Origin of the sequence: Atlantibacter sp. (assembly GCF_032062175.1) — a bacterium.
Taxonomy (GTDB): Bacteria; Pseudomonadota; Gammaproteobacteria; order Enterobacterales; family Enterobacteriaceae; genus Atlantibacter.
Genome location: NZ_DAMBQK010000024.1, coordinates 19,359 through 34,105, shown reverse-complemented (window position 1 = coordinate 34,105; position 14,747 = coordinate 19,359). Strand labels below are relative to the sequence as shown.

The window sequence follows — 14,747 nt, the reverse complement described above, 5'->3', positions numbered from 1 at the left end:
GACTTCCTCTTAACTTTTCAACGGTGCTTCAACATCAGAATAAACTTGCACAGCATCCGGCAGACGTTGACCCTGGATAGTGATGGCATCCAGTGAGCGGGTGAGCTCGGTCATCTCAGCGGAAGTTAGCGACACGGTGGTAGCCGCTGTGTTTTGCAGCATATGGTCTTTATTGGTGGTGCCAGGGATGGGAACAATCCAGGGTTTACACGCCAGGAGCCATGCCAGCGCAATCTGTCCCGGTGCCGCATTTTTTCGTATTGCCCAGGATTTCAGTAGTTCAACCAGCTGTAAGTTGTGTGGCAAGTTTTCAGGCGAGAAACGCGTTTCTGTCGCGCGGAAATCACCGGCAGCGAACCGGGTATTCTCATCAATCCAGCCCGTTAAAAATTGCACGCCGAGTGGACTCCATGGCACGAACCCAATGCCCAGCTCTTCACACACCGGAAGCACCTGCTTTTCAGGGCCACGCCAGAGCATGGAGTATTCACTTTGTACGGCGGTAACGGGTAATGCTGCATGAGCGCGTCTCAACGTGTTGATGCCCATTTCAGACAGACCCCAGTGCAGGACTTTCCCTTGATCCATTAAATCTTTCACCACACCAGCGACATCTTCGATCGGGATCTGTGGATCAACCCGGTGTTGATACAGTAAGTCAATACGATCGGTACGCAGGCGTTTGAGCATATTGTCGACGACCTGTCGGATATGCTCAGGTCTGCTGTTAAGGCCCGGCAGACGCTTACCCGTCTGTTGGTCAATGTTCCAGCCAAACTTGGTGGCGATAACGATTTTGTCCCTGAACGGGGCGACGCCTTCCCCGAGAATTTTTTCGACTTCAAACGGGCCGTAGGCTTCAGCAGCGTCAAAGAATGTTACCCCTTCATCAAATGCCCGGTGGATAACATTGATCATCTCGGGACGCCAGGGAACGGAGGTGTCGTATTTACGACTCATGTTCTGCACGCCCAGACCGACGGCAGAAACTTCCAGCTTCCCGAGTTTACGCTTGCCAGGAGCAGCATTGCGTTGGCTGGGTTGTCTGGATGAATCGACCTGAGAGGATTGGCTCGCCGCTGATACGTGCGGAATCAGCGAGGCGGCGGCAATACCCGCCCCGGCGACTAATAGCTTGCGCCGCTCTGGCATTGTTGGGGCATTCTGGCTTTTCATTGATCGCTCCGTTTCTCAGAAAATTGAACATGAATCTCATTTAAGCGAGACCATTCTGCCTTTGGATTGCCAACATAAAGCTGACGGTTACCTGACAGCGCTGTCAGAAATGCTTTCCCATCCCAGCCTGTTTCCTGACAAAAATGTTATTTCCCTGTCACGATGCTGACAGCCCTCCCCGCCTAATCTGAGCCTGCAAATTTGATTCCGCGAGCCTGTATAACAAGGCCGACACTCATCGGGAGAGACCATGAAATTCACGCTTATCAGTGCAATGCTACTCACGGCAATGGCTGGGGTGACCTCAGTCAATGCGGCTGATTACAAAAAAAATCCATTCACTCTCGTCTATGACGGAGCCATCACCGAGAACGTCAAAGGTAAGGTCAACATTCATCCGGTGAAATACGATCTGCATGGCATCCAGATTGCTGCGAATGTCTATACCCCTGCTAACTACGATCCCGCCAAAAAATATCCTGCCGTGGTGGTTGCACATCCTAATGGTGGCGTAAAAGAGCAGGTCGCCGGGTTGTATGCCCAGCGTCTCGCCGAGCAGGGCTACATCACGATTACCGCCGACGCGGCTTACCAGGGTGCCAGCGGTGGGATGCCTCGCAGCGTGGATAAACCCGCTAATCGCATTGAGGATATCCACGGCATGGCTGACTACATTAGCCAGTATCCCGGTGTAGATACCGCCCGCCTTGGTCTGCTGGGTATTTGTGGAGGCGGCGGGTATTCACTTGTTGCGGCCGAAACTGACAAGCGGTTCAAATCGATAGCAACCATCAGCATGTTTAATTCAGGCCTTGTGCGCCGCAACGGTATGCAGGATTCACAGCTGGATACTATCCAGCAGCGTCTTCAACAGGCTTCTGACGCGCGTGCTCAGGAAGCTGCCGGAGGAGAAGTGCTTTACTCAGGCGATGCCAACCTGACTGATGAACAGATTGCTAAATTACCTTTTGCCTTATATCGCCAGGGCTACGAGTACTACTGGAAAACCCACGCCCACCCGAACTCCACGTTTAAATACACCACCAGCAGTCTTCTGGATTTGATGAGCTTTGACGTAACGGACCATATCAATCTCATCAATAAACCGCTGCTGATGATTGCCGGTACAAAAGCGGATACGCTCTACATGACTGAGGACGCGTTCGCGAAAGCCACCGGTACGAAGGACAAAGAACTTTTCCTGATCGATGGCGCTACCCATATCGAGACGTATTGGGTGCCCAAATACGTTGACCAGGCAATGCAAAAGTTAGACGTCTTCTTCGATAAAAATATTTAGTTAGCCTCCGATGACGCCCCAGCCGCGCAGGCTGGGGTATGTCCATCAGCTGTAGCCATTTTCCGCTTGCGTGTTCACGCGATAGACCCAGATTAACGAAGTTGCGGTTAAAGATAATTACGCTGCTTAAATAGACGCTATGAATGGAATTCATAGACCTAATCTGGAACCGGGAATGAAAACGATGAGCCTGATGTGACAGGATGGTTCGGGAGAGAGTGAATCATTCACTTCAAATTACTTTCAGGCGGAGAACCAAATGAGTACGCAAGAGCCAACATTTAGTGAGGTAGTAAAAAACAGGTACTCGGCAAGAGCCTTTCTTCCATCTCCTATCCCCAGCGATATCCTCAAAGACATTTTGCTCGAAGCGCAATGCGCACCATCCAACTGCAATACACAACCCTGGTCCCTGCATATCGTTGCAAGAGATAAACTTCGTGAATTAAGCCACGCACTGAAGGAAGATCTGAGGGCCGGGAACTACAGTCTTGATTTTACGTTTGATAAAGAAGCTTATCCCGAGCCATTCAGGCAACGGGCTTCGGAGCAGGGGCGCTCGTACTATCAGGCACTGGGCGTTGCGCGGGGGGATAACTTAAGTCGCTCAGAAGTGGTCGAGCGTAATGTGAGATTTTTCGGCGCGCCTCATGTTGCCTTGCTGTTCATTCCTGCTGTAGGGGACAACGTTCGCGTAGCCTCTGACGCCGGTATGTATGCCCAGACATTCCTGCTTTCCCTGGCAGCTCGCGGTTACGCAGGCGTTCCACAGGCAGTGCTGAGTTATTTTGCCCAAACGGTGCGTAGAATATTAAATGTTCCTGAGGGCTTCAGGCTGCTTTACGGTATTTCTTTTGGGATCCCAGATAAAACGCATCCCTCCCTGAGTTACAGGGAAGGGCGGGTATTTCTGGACGAAAGTGTCGTCTGGCATCAATAACGACGTTTTATTTTTTTATCTGAACGGTCAGTGCCATAAGGGCGCTGGCTGCTGTAAACAACGCAATTATCCAGCCCATCGTCCAGGGTGTGCCATCACTGAACAAGGCAAGAAGCAGTGAAGAGATGATGCCGCTGCCGTATTGTAATGCCCCCATTAGCGCCGATGCGGAGCCAGCCACATTAGGCACTGCGTCCAGAGCGCAAGCCGTGGATGTCGCCGCGATGATGCCATTCATGGAGAAGAATACGAACACAGCGCCGACAATCACGGTAATTCCTCCTACGCCCAGGCCGGTGGTGACCGCCAGCACTATTGCCGCAATAGCGGCAATGAATACGGCATTCCTGAGCAACGCTTCCAGTGGATAGCGGTGAACCAGACGTCTGTTGACCATGCTCACCGCCATCAGTCCAACAATGTTTACTGCAAACAGCCAACCGTAATGCTGCGGGTCAACCCCGAAGTAAGTGATGTACACAAACGGGGAACCGGTGATAAAGGCGTAGGCTGCAACGTAGTAGAACGTCAGGCACAAAGTAAACCGCATGTATCTGGCGTTGGTGAGCAAGGCATAGTAGTTGTGAAAAGCTCTGGTTACGGAGGCTTGCGAGCGTTTTTCGGCAGGTAATGTCTCCGGTAGCCAGAATAAAGACATCAGCATTAATGCTCCGATAATCGCCAGCAGCCAGAAAATGGCATGCCACGAGGTGACTTTAATCATCTGCCCCCCTATCAGGGGCCCGGCAATCGGCGCGATGGCCATAATGATCATCAGAGTCGAAAGCATTTGTGCAGCACGAGTACGGCTAAACAAGTCACGGATCATTGCTCGTGCCAGCATCGGCCCGGTACAGGCACCTAACGCCTGAAAAACACGCCAGAAGACAATTTGCACGATATCCGTTGATAACGCGCAGCCCACCGAGCCGACGATGAATAGACCTAAACCGATAAACAGCGGCAGTCGACGACCATAACGATCGCTAATCGGTCCCCAAATCAGTTGTGCAATGCAAAAACCGATAAGGAACCCTGTGATTGTCAGCTCTGCGTCACCCTGCAAATCTTTGGCCATGACAGGCATAGCTGGAAGATAGATGTCGGTTGATAAAGAGGTCACAGCCATCAGGGCGCTGAGAATGAGTAGAAACGAGAGACCTGTTTTGTTAGCTGTAGTCGACTGTGTTTGTGCCTGTTGATTAAGCATGGTGATCCGTTGGACATAAAGAGATAGGGGGTATGTTAACGGGTTTGTGCTCGCTGATAATCACAGGAGGGAGGATAAGGACTATGAATGGTATTCATTAATTTCTGGAGTTGCCTACCAAGTAATTGTCCTCTTAGATAGATGCCTCAAGAGGTATTAACGCTGACTACAGCCAAAAGATCGCTCTTCACGGCTGTAGGATTTGGTTCTCTCTTTCGCGAAGTAACTCAAGCGAAACGTTAGTTGATCATAAACCTCGCTGTAACCGGGGGAATTAATATCCAGGTAATAAAGTGGATTATCGGGAAAGCGGGCTAGCGTCCCGTGCTCTGGGCTGTGACTAAGCTGTAAAGCACTCAGCCAGGCCTCTCGTATCAGGGACGCCAGGCCCGTCCCGTCTTCTTTGTAACTCCCCAGTCCATTGAACGTATCGTTATTCACGAACAACACCATGTGGTAATGCGATTTCTGATTAATCTCACCCACCTCCCGAACCCAGGCATCTCGCAGGTGGCAGGGATATGTTCGTTTACCCTGCTTCAGCTTACTTCGGTAGCGTGCTGTAATCTTTGCATCAAGGGATTCAATGAAACGAGATATCAGACCTTGCCTAGTATTGGGCATATCATCAGGAAGACGCAGGTCTACCCGAACTGCCATCGTTCGTGCGTGCTCTGCAGTCGCATTATTTATAACGCGTATAATACGTTGTAGGTAAGTGGTGTTGAATGGTGCGTGCCGCCTATCGAGATAGATATTATCAATCATATAATTTTCCTTGGGTAATGAATTACGGGCAGGGCAAAGCCTTACCCGTAATGGGTTGTTAAAGTGGTTACGGATTTAGAGGGGGTAATACCAGCCATTCAGGCTGTCGTGTACGAGTGACCGTATAGGGTGTGATATTGAGATGATATTTTTATATATCAGTTAGTTAATTAATATTACCAACCCGTCGTGGAGTACTAATAATCAATCCAACAGCACTAGCGGCTGGGTGATGAAAAGTGATTGATTTTTACTCCGAAGTTATATCCCCCCATATAATAACTTTCTGGTGTACCAATCAATCCCATGATTGCCTGGTACATATCGCTAAATTCGTATCTCCCGACTGTATATCCCTTTTCTACATTGAGGGCAGCACTTCTCACCGCCATATGACAGACCGCATCTGGTACATTGCCATTGTGTGGTCGTCATGACCGGTGACAGTTGTGCCAGTAGGCACTGTAGCTTCGCCACAGCTGAAGGTTTTACATCGACGGGGTCAGGTAAGGAGACTGCAGCAGCGCTTCCGGTTGTCCACAGGGCATATCATGTTCGAACCACGGGGCTGATGTTCTGGTGGACTGATGGTAAATCAACGGACACCAGCAGTGGTGGCAGAACCATTCGTCATCAACTGAATTAAGCTGGCTGATTGCGCCAATCTCACCTGTTTAACGTTGTGCGATATAACATTTGGGTATCTGCATGATCCGGCCCTCACACTGGCCGGGTGGCACGGATGTAATCATCAGTGAGAGCCTTAAGACCCCGGTACGCACGCTGTTTTATTGCCAGCCATTGCTTCAGAGTGTCAGGAAGCGACAGATGCAGTTCATACCATTCCTTCATATCCTTGCCCGTTACCAGTTCACACCAGCACAGCAATGTCAGCGTCTGGCGTATGCCTGGCCGTGCATGTAAACGGAACAACATCTGCAACTGGTCCGCCAGTCGACTTTTCCCCAATCGGTAACATTCGCTGAGCAGTACTCCGGGCAGAAGGGAATAATCGATGTTCTTGGTCAGACGGGGAATGGTAGTACACGACTCAATAAGCCCGGTGCGGGTTAACGGCAGCAGGCACTGAGGGATCACTACTTCGACTGAATGACCTTCCGGTATCAGGCAGGACGTTATAGTCAGTCGGTGCCACTGCGTTATTTGCTGATGACATAAGCCGTGGAACACATTAATACGAGTAAAATCATCAAGCCAGATCTGATAATGGTTGAGCAAAGGTGAATTGTCCATTTTGATATTCCTTAATACATAAATGACAGGCAGCCGGGAGTCTGCGCGAGGCGCGGTTAAGGCATTACGGTCAGGATTTTTGTTAACGAGTGGAGAAGGGCTTTACGCTAAGTGCGGGATTCTTCGATACGGGCCTGAAGCCAGGCTTCGACTTCACTCTGTAGCCAGCGGGAACTGCGCCCCAGTTTGATGGGTTTTGGAAATACTCCATCTTTAATAAGCTTGTAAAACCACTTATCAGTCAGCCCGGTGAGCCGAGTGATAAAAGTCATATCGACAAACTGGTCTTCGAGAAGGGAAGGCTTGATGTTCATTGCTGGATTCTCCGGTCGCTATATGAATACCGGAGTGGATTGATTAATTACTACTGCCTGCTCCGGCATAGGTACCGGTGATTACGTAAAAAAATGTTTACCGCTCCGCTCTGAAGCTCTCATGACAATGTTGGTTGGGTACGTCTGTGATCTACGAGCTACAACAATCTCATTCTGTCCGACAAAAGAAAGGCTTCCGATGTTTAGGTTTCTCAGAGAAGGATGCTTCCTTTTCCCCTGTGGTTTCTCTATTTGTAAGAGAGAGTGTGGTGTAACTGATTGATATTAATGTCTCATGTTGCTTTTTGATACTACAAATTTACTACGTTTTTTTTGTTTTTTTATATCGTAATTACTATTGTTAGTACACGTTTTGTATATGTAAACTAGGAGCCCATAGCCCCACCCGGGGGGATTTAGTGATGGGGTTTGTTAACGAAGTCAGTCGTGGAAAGAGGAACGTGGTGGAAGAGAAAAAAGCAGATTCGCAAAATACACTGGCTGAAAAGCGGGCGTGGATAAAGAACAAGTTAAAGTGGCTAGAGAAAGAGCCACGCGCTGCCTTTTTTTATTTTTTTTACTTGGGAGCAGTTCTTGAAAAAGCCAGAGCCAACAGCATTGCACCGAGAAATGAACATGAAGCTAACCCACTTTCAGCACGGGCACTCGGCATCAGACCTCTAAATCTGGCTATAGCTCCGCTCGCAGGTGTTCAACAGTCAGAAGAGAAAGTTAAGCTTGGTGGACTTATGCCAGAATTTAATTTTAATGATCCGCAAGAAAAACATGAATCAGGTGCTCCTGATTTGCCTGAAGCATCAGAAGAAATAGAAAAAAATAGCTTGCTGCAGTCATTTCCTGATATGGAAAAAAAACCGGAAAAAGACCTGGATGAACTTCTTAAGGAATTTGCTGGTTCTACCTTAAAAGATAAACCTGCCAGAGGTGTTTCCTTTCCCAGTTTTTCCCAACGTGTAGTGGGTATGGAAAATATTCCCGAGTGCATCATAAATACATTGTCTGAGTTTAATTTAAGGAATGTTGGTGAGTTTATAAAGGAGGTGGGTAAAGCCTGGACCAAAGCTCAGGAAGATTTTCAGCAAGCTTTCTCGTGGATGGATATTAAAAACAAAGAACAGTGCATATGGGTATGGAACACCATGAAAGAAAAAGGCGTATCTCCTCCACTGAATCCGCTTAACAATTTTCAGCGCTGGCATTTTATTTGTGCAACTTTCGATTTATGGCAGGGGTGGACGAATGACCAGATTGATGAGCTAACTAAAAATCAAAAGAAAATAAGTCCACAACGCCTTGATTTAAAAATATCCTCTTGTGAGCCACGAAAGCATAAGGCCGTGTTGATGGATGAGCTGGAAAAAGCATGGGCACTGAAGCTGTTTCGAAAAAAGGAAAAAGAACGTAAAGCAGAGCTGAAGATTCCAGCTAAAATAAAAAAGAAACTCACGAGGCTTTCGGTTATGCATGGGATTTCTGAGTCAGATATATTGGTAGCACTGATTGAAAGTGAGTATGCCAGGAATCATCTGTAGAAAGTAAAGTTTCTTATTTGTTGAAAAAACATTCAGATATATATCATCACGTTGAACATACCCCATTAACGGCAGAACCTCCTGGTTCTGCCGTTTTTGTTTTCAGTCAGAGGACTATTAATGAAAATATCTGAAGGTTTGCAGCCTTTGCAGCAATCGCTTTCTGGCCTACCGCAATGGGCATCAGCGCGTATTCTGCAGCAAATAAATCAGCTTACTCACTATGAGCCAGTGATTGGCATTATGGGTAAGACTGGGGTTGGCAAGAGCAGTTTGTGCAATACACTCTTTGCCGGTGAGGTGTCGCCGGTCAGTGATGTGGCCGCATGTACGCGTGAACCTTTGCGCTTCGACCTGCAACTGGGGAAGCGCTCAATGACCATCGTGGACTTACCTGGCGTTGGTGAAAGTGGTGAACGTGATGCCGAATATGCCGCCCTGTATCGCGCACAGCTTCCCCGTCTCGATCTGGTGCTATGGCTGATCAAGGCTGATGATCGTGCGCTGGCCGTGGATGAGCATTTTTACCATCAGGTGATCGGTGAGCCTTATCGACATAAGGTGCTGTTTGTTATCTGCCAGTCGGATAAGGTCGAACCCACCAACAGTGCCAATATATTATCCCCGGAACAGAAACAAAATATCAGCCGCAAAATCTGCCAGTTACATGAACTCTTCCAGCCTGTAAACCCTGTCTGCGCGGTGTCGGTACGTTTGCAGTGGGGGCTGCGGGTGATGGCTGAACGGATGATCCGTTGCCTGCCACGCGAGGCCAGCAGCCCGGTCGTATCTCAGCTCAGTGCGCCACTGCGTACCGATGTCGTTAATAAAAAAGCGCGTGATGATTTTGGTGAAACGGTCGGCTCGATACTGGATACGGTAAGTTCCATGCCCCTGATACCAGCCCCGGTTCGGACAATAATCCAGGCTGTACGCGATACCGTGGTATCGGCCGCCCGCGCCGTCTGGAATTTCTTCTTCTGAATTATTAGTAGATTAACCAGTTATTTCCTGAGCCCTGTCGCGATTATGCGACAGGGCTTTTTTGTTTTTATTCTTCCATCATGAGGAGTCTGCTTATGACCCGTCTGGCTTCGCGCTTTGGCGCAGCAAATCTTATTCGTCGTGACCGTCCGCTAACCCGCGAAGAACTTTTTCGTGTGGTGCCCAGCGTATTCAGCGAGGACAAGCATGCGTCCCGGAGTGCCCGGTATACCTGGATACCAACAATTACTGTACTTGAAAACCTGCAGCGCGAAGGCTTTCAGCCGTTCTTTGCCTGCCAGACCCGGGTGCGTGACCCTGGGCGTCGCGAGCATACAAAGCATATGTTACGCCTGCGCCGGGAGGGACAAATTACTGGCAAGCAGGTCCCGGAAATCATTCTGCTCAATTCTCATGACGGCACCAGCTCGTATCAGATGTTACCGGGATTATTCCGTGCGGTATGCCAGAACGGGCTCGTCTGCGGCGAGTCGTTTGGTGAGGTGCGGGTACCGCACAAAGGGGATGTGTTGAGTCAGGTGATTGAGGGGGCTTATGAAGTCCTGGGGATTTTTGACCGTGTGGAAGAGAAGCGGGATGCCATGCAGTCTCTGATGCTGTCGCCACCAGCACAACAGGCTCTGGCTCAGGCTGCACTGACGTACCGTTTCGGTGAGGACCACCAGCCGGTGACAGCACCTCAGGTGCTTTCCCCCCGCCGCTGGCAGGATGAGAGCAATGACCTGTGGACTACATACCAGCGTATTCAGGAGAACCTGATTAAGGGTGGGCTCAGTGGCCGGAGTGCAAAAGGCGGGCGAACGCATACCCGTGCCGTGCGCGGCATTGACGGCGACGTTAAGCTCAACCGGGCGCTATGGGTGATGGCGGAAGCTATGCTCTCCGGATTTGAGGCAAACGGATGTTAGCTCCGGCAGCATACGGACACCCCCTGTCCGTTCGTTGATCGATTTCCAGGCAGTCTTTCCTTGATAAGGCTACGGAACCGCATTCTGATTGCATTCAGCATGCAGAAAAAATACCGCTTCCGCTGTCCGTATCCTGTCCGACCCTCTCGTTACACTAATCACTTAATTTTCAGTCCATTAACAGGGTGGAGAACGCCTCTCATGTCTCAGTCTGAGCGCCGCCATGAGCGCCTTGCGGTCCGGCTGTCGCTGATTATCAGCCGTCTTGTGGCGGGAGAAACGCTGGTCATACAGACACTGGCCGCCGAATTTGGCGTGTCAGTGCGCACATTGCGTCGGGATTTTCGCGAGCGTCTGGCCTATCTCGATCTGGAATTCCGTAACGGGCAATGTCGTCTGCTGTCCGGCAGCCGTCAGAGGGAGCTGACGGTGCAGACCTTTGTCCGTCAGTCCGGTGTGGAGGCGCTTTTTCCGGATATAGACAACCAACTGGTCAACTCTCTGTTGAGCGCCAGCGAGTCTCCCTGCCTTATCTGGCACAGCACCAACGTCAGGATGCAAGCACGCCCTGAAGTGTTTACGCGACTGATTCGCGCCATCACAGAACACCGTCGGGTAACGCTACTGGCAGAGGGTCATCGTTGCACTGGTCTGGCTCCCTATCGACTGGTGTGCAGCGACGGCTGCTGGTACCTGACCGGTGAACATGAGGGACATATAACGGTTTTCACGCTGGGTGATATTCACACAGTCACATTCAACCCTGCGCTTTTTGTCCCGGATACACAGGTACGTAACCTGTTGTCACACCCAGATTTTCTTCGGGTTTTACCTCACTTTCAAACTTTCCGTTCACTTTTCGTTGTCGGTGACGACGGTTTTTCACCCTTTAAGGAGCAAAGATGAAATTACTCACTGCAACCACGCTGGCGCTCAGCCTGTGCGTCGGAACAGTTTTGCCAGTAGCCGCTGAAAATATCGTGGGTACGGTTAAGGCCTGGCAGTACATGCAGGCAGATGGCTGGAAATCAGCTGATGGTCTGGACAACCATACCCTTAGCAACGCGCTGTATGGTGCCAGAGTGATCGATAATTATCCCTGGACCCGGCAATTCCTGCTACGTCAGGGATACAATGGAGGCTATTTTCTGGCCGATAAAAATACTAAAACGGTACACAAACTGGCGCTCAAAACAGCCAGTGGTTCTTCCTCCGATTTGACATCTGTCTACCAGGGTGAGGGAAAGGCATGTGGTTTCGTTCTGATTGATACACAGGCTGCATTGCTTGACGAGGCACAGCAGCGAGCGAGTGGAACTGATGACCCGGCAGAGACAGTGCGAGTAGCCCGGACAAAATTTCAACCAAACACCCTGATGGTCGTGCCTGATAACTGCGTCAATCCCAAACAACAGGCCGCGCTGGAGGCTAAGCGTTCTCAAAAAGACAGGGAGCTGCAGCAATGGGTGGCAAAGCAGAGTATGGCTGAACTCTGCCGCCGAACCGGTAACTGTTGAGGATCTGGTTACAGATGTTTTAACCGCGCCAGATGGCTTGCAGGTATATCTGGTTCAATCCGGTTCGCATTTATTCAGGAAGAAGACCATGCTAAAAATAGCGACCTCTGTTATCCCGGCTTTAATTCTCTCGCTCGCGGCTTTCAGCGCCGGTGCCGCGCAGCTTCCGGAAAGTCTGATGGATAAAGACAATCCCGGCCAGGAATACTGGTGCCGGGGTAATGACATTAACACTACCGTCTGTTCATTGACTGATGTCAGTAATGACCGTAAGTTTGCCCTGATTCAGGACCTGCCCGGTCCAGCCTGCGAAGATTTAAGCTTCGGTGTTATTGACCTGGTATTTAACACCGGACTTAACATTCCTTATGACGGCGGTGACTGCAAAGGGGATGTGAAGGCCGGGTTTGTGCGAGGCACAAAAGATAATGCCCTGTATGTGAAGATTGTCCGGGGCAGCAAAACTTTGCGCCTGTATAAGGTACAGACGGGTTTCTGACTGAACCCGCACCACAATACTCTCTCAAAGCCCCCGACGCGTCTGCGTCGGGGGCTTTGTTTTTAAGATTATCAAAATGTCTGGATTTCAATTACTGCCGCCGGGACCTTTCACCCGACAGCAGGCCGAAGTGGTTACCCGCCGGTATTGCAACATCAGTATTGAAGACGACCTGGGTAGCCACTTCCACCTGGTGGTTCGCGGCTCTGAAGGTCGAATGGTCTGGCGGGCGTGGAGCTTTGAAACGGATGCCGGTGAAGGACTTAACCGCTATATCCGGCAGTATGGAATCCTCAGAGCATCCTCCTGCTGACCACACCCATTCATCATTGCTTCATATCCCCCATACGCCAGCTATCGTCGCTGGCGTTTTTTATTGACGGAGAATATCCATGACGACAGAAACTCAACGCGAATTGATGCCCGCTAATGAACCTCAATTTGACCTTACTGCAACACCAGTACCTGACGAACAGCGCATCCGCTTCTGGCCACAGCACTTTGGCGCTATCCCGCAGTGGATAACGCTGGAACCCCGTATTTTCGCCTGGATGGACCGCTTCTGTGATGAGTACAGCGCTGGTATCTGGTCCTTTTACACGCTCAGCAATGGCGGCGCGTTTATGGCTCCTGATGCTGACATTGATGATAAATGGCATCTGTTTAACAGCATGAACGGTAATGGTGCGCAAATGAGCGCGGAAGCCGCAGGTATCACTATCTGCCTGATTGAATACAGCCATCACGCCTGTCGCACCGAATGTGATGCCATGACTGAGCACTATTACCGCCTGCGGGATTACGCCCTGCAGCACCCTGAATCCAGCGTCATTCTGAGCATTATTGATTGAGGATACACATGATGGAACAGTCACTTACCCCAGCGGTGTCGGTACTCCCACTAGCCGCGCAACGCACGGTAAAACGCGCCTTAACGCTGCTTGACCGCCACCTGCGTGAAACAGGCGTGGCATTCACCTCCACTCAGGCTGCCCGTGACTGGCTGAAACTGAAAATGGCGGGACTGGAGCGTGAAGAGTTTATGGTGTTGTATCTGAACCAGCAGAACCAGTTGATTGCCCACGAAACCCTGTTTGCCGGTTCTATTAGTAGCACCGAGGTACATCCCCGTGAGGTGGTCAAACGCGCCCTGTACTTCAATGCAGCAGCAGTGATACTGGCGCATAACCATCCCTCCGGTGACATCACACCCAGCCAAGCTGATAAGACCATCACACAGCGTCTGGTGCAGGCGCTTCAGCTCGTTGATATCCGTGTGCCTGATCATCTCATCGTCGGTGGCACGCAGATATTGTCTTTCGCCGAACACGGTCTGCTTTGAGGCAATACATGAAAATTATCAGTAAACGCCGGGCGATGACGATTTACCGTCAGCATCCGGCTTCCCGCATTTTTCGCTACTGCACCGGCAGATACCAGTGGCACGGCAGTGTCTGTCATTACACCGGTCTTGTAGTTCCTGACATTCCCGGTGTGCTGGCGATATACGCCGAACGCCGCCAGGACCGCAACGGGCCTTATGCCTGTCTGATGACTATCACCCTGAACTGACAATAAAGAGGTTATAAATGAAAAACACCACATGGGGCCTACAGCGGGATATCACGCCGCGCCTGGGAGCACGTCTGGTGCAGGAGGGCAACCGACTGCACTATCTGGCTGACCGGGCAAGTATCACCGGTAAGTTTAGTGATACCGAATGCCTGAAGTTGGATTTCGCATTCCCGCATTTTATCAGTCAGATGGAATCAATGCTGACTACTGGTGAAATGAACCCTCGCCATGCCCACTGTGTCACCCTGTACCACAACGGTTTTACCTGCGAAGCCGATACTCTTGGTAGTTGCGGCTACGTATATATCGCTGTTTATCCCACTCAAAGCTAACTAATTTCACGAGAGCAAGCATGAAAACTCTACCTGCTACAATTTCGCGGGCGGCGAAGCCCTGTCTGTCTCCAGTGGCTGTCTGGCAAATGTTACTGGCACGCCTGCTGGAAAAACACTATGGTCTGACCCTGAACGATACGCCGTTCTTTGATGAATCCGTTATACAGGAACATATCGATGCCGGTATCACTCTGGCTAATGCCGTTAACTTTCTGGTAGAAAAGAATGAGTTAATTCGTATCGATCGCAATGGATTTACCTTACAGGAACGAACGCCATATTTGACTGTGACAGATATCCTTCATGCCAGGAGAGCATGCGGATTAATGAACGGTTGTTCGTATCGGGAAGTAAGTAATATTGTTCTTAGCCGATCGCGGCAGTGAGGAGGGC

20 protein-coding genes are annotated in these 14,747 nt (G+C 50.2%); 14 read left to right on the top strand and 6 right to left on the bottom strand.

Annotated elements, in window-relative coordinates:
• Positions 1-9: 9 nt before the first annotated feature.
• Positions 10-1,176: an aldo/keto reductase gene (locus RT120_RS18030; protein ID WP_312984797.1), complete on the bottom strand. Its 1,167-nt coding sequence runs from the start codon at positions 1,174-1,176 to the stop codon at positions 10-12.
• A 274-nt stretch (positions 1,177-1,450) separates the two neighbouring features.
• Between RT120_RS18030 and RT120_RS18025 the strand changes: the two genes are divergently transcribed.
• Both RT120_RS18025 and RT120_RS18020 read left to right on the top strand, forming a co-directional pair.
• Positions 1,451-2,476 carry an alpha/beta hydrolase gene (locus tag RT120_RS18025; RefSeq protein WP_223163989.1) on the top strand — a complete coding sequence of 342 codons (1,026 nt, stop codon included), beginning with the start codon at positions 1,451-1,453 and terminating at the stop codon, positions 2,474-2,476.
• Positions 2,477-2,735: 259 nt separating this feature from the next.
• Positions 2,736-3,416 (top strand): nitroreductase, encoded by a 681-nt coding sequence (locus RT120_RS18020; protein WP_312984796.1) that lies wholly within the window; start codon positions 2,736-2,738, stop codon positions 3,414-3,416.
• A 7-nt stretch (positions 3,417-3,423) separates the two neighbouring features.
• Here RT120_RS18020 and RT120_RS18015 read toward each other — a convergent pair whose 3' ends face one another.
• The 5 genes from RT120_RS18015 to RT120_RS17995 all read right to left on the bottom strand — a co-directional run bounded on the left by RT120_RS18015 (position 3,424) and on the right by RT120_RS17995 (position 6,962).
• A complete protein-coding gene (locus RT120_RS18015) occupies positions 3,424-4,626 on the bottom strand; it encodes a multidrug effflux MFS transporter (RefSeq protein ID WP_312984795.1) in 1,203 nt (400 codons plus the stop codon).
• Between the two features lie 156 nt (positions 4,627-4,782).
• Positions 4,783-5,394 carry an inovirus Gp2 family protein gene (locus tag RT120_RS18010; protein ID WP_312984794.1) on the bottom strand — a complete coding sequence of 204 codons (612 nt, stop codon included), beginning with the start codon at positions 5,392-5,394 and terminating at the stop codon, positions 4,783-4,785.
• A gap of 327 nt (positions 5,395-5,721) precedes the next feature.
• The gene (locus RT120_RS21780; RefSeq protein ID WP_409515069.1) at positions 5,722-5,871 is read right to left on the bottom strand and encodes a putative zinc ribbon protein; all 150 of its coding nucleotides are present in this window, start codon (positions 5,869-5,871) and stop codon (positions 5,722-5,724) included.
• Positions 5,872-6,114: 243 nt separating this feature from the next.
• Complete coding sequence (locus RT120_RS18000; protein ID WP_312984793.1) at positions 6,115-6,648, bottom strand: secretoglobin family protein; 534 nt, start codon at positions 6,646-6,648, stop codon at positions 6,115-6,117.
• Positions 6,649-6,755: 107 nt separating this feature from the next.
• On the bottom strand, positions 6,756-6,962 hold the full coding sequence (locus RT120_RS17995; RefSeq protein WP_312984792.1) for an AlpA family transcriptional regulator: 207 nt from the start codon (positions 6,960-6,962) through the stop codon (positions 6,756-6,758).
• A gap of 422 nt (positions 6,963-7,384) precedes the next feature.
• On the opposite strand from RT120_RS17995, the gene RT120_RS17990 reads away from it, so the two are divergent.
• From RT120_RS17990 to RT120_RS17935, 12 genes are all read left to right on the top strand, one after another.
• The gene (locus RT120_RS17990; RefSeq protein WP_312984791.1) at positions 7,385-8,515 is read left to right on the top strand and encodes a hypothetical protein; all 1,131 of its coding nucleotides are present in this window, start codon (positions 7,385-7,387) and stop codon (positions 8,513-8,515) included.
• Positions 8,516-8,635: 120 nt separating this feature from the next.
• Positions 8,636-9,499: a GTPase family protein gene (locus RT120_RS17985; RefSeq protein ID WP_312984789.1), complete on the top strand. Its 864-nt coding sequence runs from the start codon at positions 8,636-8,638 to the stop codon at positions 9,497-9,499.
• Positions 9,500-9,594: 95 nt separating this feature from the next.
• Positions 9,595-10,428, top strand: coding sequence for a DUF932 domain-containing protein (locus RT120_RS17980; protein WP_312984788.1), 834 nt, complete (start codon positions 9,595-9,597; stop codon positions 10,426-10,428).
• A 201-nt stretch (positions 10,429-10,629) separates the two neighbouring features.
• Positions 10,630-11,334, top strand: coding sequence for a WYL domain-containing protein (locus RT120_RS17975; protein ID WP_312984786.1), 705 nt, complete (start codon positions 10,630-10,632; stop codon positions 11,332-11,334).
• A complete protein-coding gene (locus tag RT120_RS17970) occupies positions 11,331-11,945 on the top strand; it encodes a hypothetical protein (RefSeq protein WP_312984785.1) in 615 nt (204 codons plus the stop codon). Before RT120_RS17975 ends, RT120_RS17970 begins: the two co-directional genes overlap by 4 nt.
• Positions 11,946-12,033: 88 nt before the next feature.
• Positions 12,034-12,444: a hypothetical protein gene (locus RT120_RS17965; RefSeq protein ID WP_312984784.1), complete on the top strand. Its 411-nt coding sequence runs from the start codon at positions 12,034-12,036 to the stop codon at positions 12,442-12,444.
• A 76-nt stretch (positions 12,445-12,520) separates the two neighbouring features.
• Complete coding sequence (locus tag RT120_RS17960; RefSeq protein WP_312984783.1) at positions 12,521-12,757, top strand: DUF905 domain-containing protein; 237 nt, start codon at positions 12,521-12,523, stop codon at positions 12,755-12,757.
• A 79-nt stretch (positions 12,758-12,836) separates the two neighbouring features.
• Positions 12,837-13,295 carry an antirestriction protein gene (locus RT120_RS17955; RefSeq protein ID WP_312984781.1) on the top strand — a complete coding sequence of 153 codons (459 nt, stop codon included), beginning with the start codon at positions 12,837-12,839 and terminating at the stop codon, positions 13,293-13,295.
• 8 nt (positions 13,296-13,303) lie between these two features.
• Positions 13,304-13,786 carry a RadC family protein gene (radC, locus tag RT120_RS17950; protein WP_312984779.1) on the top strand — a complete coding sequence of 161 codons (483 nt, stop codon included), beginning with the start codon at positions 13,304-13,306 and terminating at the stop codon, positions 13,784-13,786.
• An 8-nt stretch (positions 13,787-13,794) separates the two neighbouring features.
• On the top strand, positions 13,795-14,016 hold the full coding sequence (locus tag RT120_RS17945) for a DUF987 domain-containing protein (protein ID WP_058668641.1): 222 nt from the start codon (positions 13,795-13,797) through the stop codon (positions 14,014-14,016).
• A gap of 17 nt (positions 14,017-14,033) precedes the next feature.
• A complete protein-coding gene (locus RT120_RS17940; RefSeq protein ID WP_312984774.1) occupies positions 14,034-14,351 on the top strand; it encodes a type IV toxin-antitoxin system YeeU family antitoxin in 318 nt (105 codons plus the stop codon).
• Between the two features lie 20 nt (positions 14,352-14,371).
• Complete coding sequence (locus tag RT120_RS17935) at positions 14,372-14,740, top strand: TA system toxin CbtA family protein (RefSeq protein ID WP_312984773.1); 369 nt, start codon at positions 14,372-14,374, stop codon at positions 14,738-14,740.
• Positions 14,741-14,747: the final 7 nt, after the last annotated feature.

What these genes read in the sequence shown, in the direction of transcription:
- RT120_RS18000 (WP_312984793.1), bottom strand. Translation starts at nt 6,648, where the DNA reads ATGGACAATTCACCTTTGCTCAACCATTATCAGATCTGGCTTGATGAT.
- RT120_RS18010 (WP_312984794.1), bottom strand. Translation starts at nt 5,394, where the DNA reads ATGATTGATAATATCTATCTCGATAGGCGGCACGCACCATTCAACACC.
- RT120_RS18030 (WP_312984797.1), bottom strand. Translation starts at nt 1,176, where the DNA reads ATGAAAAGCCAGAATGCCCCAACAATGCCAGAGCGGCGCAAGCTATTA.
- RT120_RS17945 (WP_058668641.1), top strand. Translation starts at nt 13,795, where the DNA reads ATGAAAATTATCAGTAAACGCCGGGCGATGACGATTTACCGTCAGCAT.
- RT120_RS17970 (WP_312984785.1), top strand. Translation starts at nt 11,331, where the DNA reads ATGAAATTACTCACTGCAACCACGCTGGCGCTCAGCCTGTGCGTCGGA.
- RT120_RS17940 (WP_312984774.1), top strand. Translation starts at nt 14,034, where the DNA reads ATGAAAAACACCACATGGGGCCTACAGCGGGATATCACGCCGCGCCTG.
- RT120_RS17990 (WP_312984791.1), top strand. Translation starts at nt 7,385, where the DNA reads ATGGGGTTTGTTAACGAAGTCAGTCGTGGAAAGAGGAACGTGGTGGAA.
- RT120_RS17975 (WP_312984786.1), top strand. Translation starts at nt 10,630, where the DNA reads ATGTCTCAGTCTGAGCGCCGCCATGAGCGCCTTGCGGTCCGGCTGTCG.
- RT120_RS17955 (WP_312984781.1), top strand. Translation starts at nt 12,837, where the DNA reads ATGACGACAGAAACTCAACGCGAATTGATGCCCGCTAATGAACCTCAA.
- RT120_RS18025 (WP_223163989.1), top strand. Translation starts at nt 1,451, where the DNA reads ATGCTACTCACGGCAATGGCTGGGGTGACCTCAGTCAATGCGGCTGAT.
- RT120_RS17995 (WP_312984792.1), bottom strand. Translation starts at nt 6,962, where the DNA reads ATGAACATCAAGCCTTCCCTTCTCGAAGACCAGTTTGTCGATATGACT.
- radC (WP_312984779.1), top strand. Translation starts at nt 13,304, where the DNA reads ATGATGGAACAGTCACTTACCCCAGCGGTGTCGGTACTCCCACTAGCC.
- RT120_RS17960 (WP_312984783.1), top strand. Translation starts at nt 12,521, where the DNA reads ATGTCTGGATTTCAATTACTGCCGCCGGGACCTTTCACCCGACAGCAG.
- RT120_RS17980 (WP_312984788.1), top strand. Translation starts at nt 9,595, where the DNA reads ATGACCCGTCTGGCTTCGCGCTTTGGCGCAGCAAATCTTATTCGTCGT.
- RT120_RS18020 (WP_312984796.1), top strand. Translation starts at nt 2,736, where the DNA reads ATGAGTACGCAAGAGCCAACATTTAGTGAGGTAGTAAAAAACAGGTAC.
- RT120_RS17985 (WP_312984789.1), top strand. Translation starts at nt 8,636, where the DNA reads ATGAAAATATCTGAAGGTTTGCAGCCTTTGCAGCAATCGCTTTCTGGC.
- RT120_RS18015 (WP_312984795.1), bottom strand. Translation starts at nt 4,626, where the DNA reads ATGCTTAATCAACAGGCACAAACACAGTCGACTACAGCTAACAAAACA.
- RT120_RS17935 (WP_312984773.1), top strand. Translation starts at nt 14,372, where the DNA reads ATGAAAACTCTACCTGCTACAATTTCGCGGGCGGCGAAGCCCTGTCTG.
- RT120_RS17965 (WP_312984784.1), top strand. Translation starts at nt 12,034, where the DNA reads ATGCTAAAAATAGCGACCTCTGTTATCCCGGCTTTAATTCTCTCGCTC.